The organism is Blastococcus sp. CT_GayMR20 (assembly GCF_004570345.1).
The window spans coordinates 1-1,838 of record NZ_SPQM01000287.1 but is presented as its reverse complement, the minus strand read 5'-3'; the positions used below and the strand labels follow the sequence as shown (position 1 = coordinate 1,838).

Sequence of the window (1,838 nt, the reverse complement as noted above, 5' to 3'; positions counted from 1 at the left end):
CCCGTCGCATCTCGCGGAGCGCATGGTTCCGTGCGGCGACGAAGTTCAGCACCAGCCCCGAGACGGCGGTGTCGGCCCAGCCGTCCGCGACGGGCAGCGCCCGGGCGTCGCCGACGACGAACCGGGCCCGGGGATCGGGTACGTGTGCCGCCGCGTGGGTCACGAAGCCGGGGGAGGGGTCGACGCCGACGAGGTCGGTGGGCGCCGTGGAGGAGAGGACGGCCTCGGTGAGGGCGCCGGTGCCGCAGCCGATGTCGAGCCAGCGGCCGTCGGGCGGCCGGTCCAGCCAGCCGACGAACTCGGCGGCGACGAGGCGGCTCCAGCGGCCCACGTAGGGCTCGTAGCTCTTCCCGCTGGACCAGGAGTCCATGCGGGCGGACGGTAGCGGGGATCGGGGGCACCGGGCAGTCGTTCCGGCGCCGTCGCTCGACCGGCCCCCGGATGCCGGGGGCCGGTCAGCGGGACGTCACCGACGCGCGGAGAGCGCGGCGATCTCGTGGGCGGACTCCACGGTGGGAGCCATGGACAGCGCCCGCTGCAGGGCGCGCTCCTCGCGGAGGTGGGCGCGGGCCGAACGGCGGGTGCTGAGGGCGGTGCGCAGGCTGGTCATGACGGAACCTCTCTCGGATCTCAGTGGGTTGTCTGCAGGAGTGAGGGGGCCCGGAGCGGGCCGGATGCAGTGCTCAGCGGGCTCTCGACGTCGTAGACGTCGGAGTCCGGGGTGAAGGTCGAGCCGGGCAGCAGGCGCCGGATCAGCCGGACGACGCGGTCGTTGTCCTTCTGCACCGTCGCGGTGAGGGTGCGGACGCCGCGGCGGGCGGCGAGCCCGGTGAGCTCCTCGACGAGCTGCCGGCCGACCCCGAAGCCCTGCCAGGCGTCCTCGACGACGACCGCGAACTCCGCGGTCGAACGGTCGGCGGGCGTGCGGTCGTAGCGGGCGACGCCCACCACGTCGTCGCCGATCACGGCCACCACGGCCTCGCGGAGGTCGTGGTCCACCAGGACCAGGCGCTCGGCCCCGACCGGCGGGCGGCGGAGCGGGGCGTGGAAACGGCGGTACACGGTGTCGGGCGAGAGCCGGTCCCAGAGACGGCAGAACTGGCGCGCGTCGTCCGGCTGCACCGGCCTGGTCGCCACTGGCATGTCCATCCCGACCTCCTGGGTTCGTGAGATGAACTCTGCTCCCCTCGGCATGGTTCGTCAAGTGAACCCAGGGAGTTATGCTGCAGATGTGAGCGAAGCCTCGTGGGACCGGTCCCGGTGCTCGGTCGCCGGCACGCTGACCGTCGTCGGTGAGAAGTGGAGCCTGCTGGTGCTGCGGGAGGCGTTCCTCGGCGTCCGCCGGTTCGCCGACCTCCAGCGCCACCTCGGCGCGCCCAAGGCCGTGCTGACCGATCGGCTGGCCACGCTCGTCGAGCAGGGGATCCTCAGGCGCGTGCCGTACCAGGCAGAGGGCGAGCGCCAGCGCCACGAGTACCGGCTGACGACGAAGGGGATCGACCTCTACCCCACCCTGGTCGCGCTCATGGCCTGGGGGGACAAGTACCTCGCGGACGACGTCGCGCCGCTGGAGCTGCACCACCGCGACTGCGGGGAAGCGGTGCACCTGGCGCTGGTCTGCGACGCCGGCCACGAGCTCGCCGGCGCCCGCGACGTCCGCCCGGTGCCCCGGGCGACGGCGTCAGCAGTCCGCACCTAGATCGCGCGACCGAGCACCCAGGCGACCGCGCCGCTGGTACCCATCGCCACGAGGCGTGAGTTGTCGTCGTCGCTGCGGACCCAGCGGACGGCGCTGTAGATGCCGACGGCGAGCAGTGGCAGCGACGCTGTGCCGGCGA

4 protein-coding genes are annotated in these 1,838 nt (G+C 73.5%); 1 reads left to right on the top strand and 3 read right to left on the bottom strand.

Translation table 11 applies throughout. The features are described 5' to 3' along the window. From E4P40_RS27410 to E4P40_RS27405, 3 genes are all read right to left on the bottom strand, one after another. The coding region (locus E4P40_RS27410) for a class I SAM-dependent methyltransferase (RefSeq protein ID WP_135161440.1) at positions 1-370 on the bottom strand (370 nt) is incomplete at its 3' end. Positions 371-466: 96 nt separating this feature from the next. Further along, positions 467-610, bottom strand: coding sequence for a hypothetical protein (locus E4P40_RS28430; RefSeq protein ID WP_167762399.1), 144 nt, complete (start codon positions 608-610; stop codon positions 467-469). A 20-nt stretch (positions 611-630) separates the two neighbouring features. Beyond that, positions 631-1,149, bottom strand: coding sequence for a GNAT family N-acetyltransferase (locus E4P40_RS27405; RefSeq protein ID WP_167762398.1), 519 nt, complete (start codon positions 1,147-1,149; stop codon positions 631-633). Between the two features lie 82 nt (positions 1,150-1,231). On the opposite strand from E4P40_RS27405, the gene E4P40_RS27400 reads away from it, so the two are divergent. Next, positions 1,232-1,699 (top strand): helix-turn-helix domain-containing protein, encoded by a 468-nt coding sequence (locus tag E4P40_RS27400; RefSeq protein WP_245160629.1) that lies wholly within the window; start codon positions 1,232-1,234, stop codon positions 1,697-1,699. Positions 1,700-1,838: the final 139 nt, after the last annotated feature.